An 876-nucleotide genomic window follows, 5' to 3' on the forward strand; every position below is an offset into this window, starting at 1 on the left:
TCTCGGGCGGCCGCGAAGCCTCGCTCAAGCGGCGCTTGGCCAAATGCCAATAGACATGCAACCGGCGCGGCGACACCGCCAGCAAGACCAGCCGCGCCTGGTGGCTGACTTTATTCGGCGCGTATTCCCGGCTGATTTGCCGGCTGATTTCCAATAACTCGCGCGGCGTAAAACGGCTGTTCGCGCCCCGACCGGCCCGGCTGGCGAAAAGCCGCGGCGAAAAATCGCGGCTGATGCTCCGGCTGATAATGCACATTTCCTGCCGTGACAGCGCGATACGTGGGCGGACATTGGAGGTCGGAAGGGGCATTAGCGGCCTGAAAAGTTGATTCGATTCGAAACGGTCCCGCCAAAATAACCGCGAATACGCTAAAACGCGGGCAGGAATTGGCTCAAACTCTACCCGTTGTCGATTATTTGCGCAAGATAGGGCCCGAATTGCCCTCATTTGCAGTAGAATCATGAACAACCCAATGCTCTTACTCAATTCGATGCATAAAAAGTACACATTACGCTCAGGCAGTCCCTATCCGCATGGCGCTCAAGTCGGCGACGACGGCGTGAACTTTTCGATTTCCAGCAGGCATGCCACGCAGGTGGAATTGTTGCTGTTCGCCCATCACGATAGCCCGCAGCCATTTCAGGCTATTTTATTGGACAAAAGCAAAAACCATACTTTCTTTTCCTGGCATGTGTTTGTCGAAAATCTGCCGGCGGGCACCTGGTACGGCTGGCGCATAGACGGCCCCTCCTTGACGCGCGAATCCGGCTTGCGTTTCGACAAGGAAAAACTGTTGGTGGACCCCTGGGCCCGGGCCGTCAGCAACGACCTCTGGCGCCGCGCCGCCGCCTGTCTGCCCGGCGACAACACGTCTT

1 protein-coding gene and 1 pseudogene are annotated in these 876 nt (G+C 57.4%); one reads left to right on the forward strand and one right to left on the reverse strand.

What is annotated here, in order from left to right:
* Nucleotides 1–310: hypothetical protein (locus NP596_RS21625; RefSeq protein ID WP_256617442.1), on the reverse strand; the 310-nt coding region annotated here is incomplete at its 3' end.
* Between the two features lie 151 nt (nt 311–461).
* On the opposite strand from NP596_RS21625, the pseudogene NP596_RS21630 reads away from it, so the two are divergent.
* Nucleotides 462–876 (forward strand): annotated as a pseudogene (locus NP596_RS21630) (glycogen debranching enzyme); the annotation flags it as partial.

The sequence above is a fragment of the Methylomonas rivi genome, from assembly GCF_024505165.1.
GTDB lineage: Bacteria > Pseudomonadota > Gammaproteobacteria > Methylococcales > Methylomonadaceae > Methylomonas > Methylomonas rivi.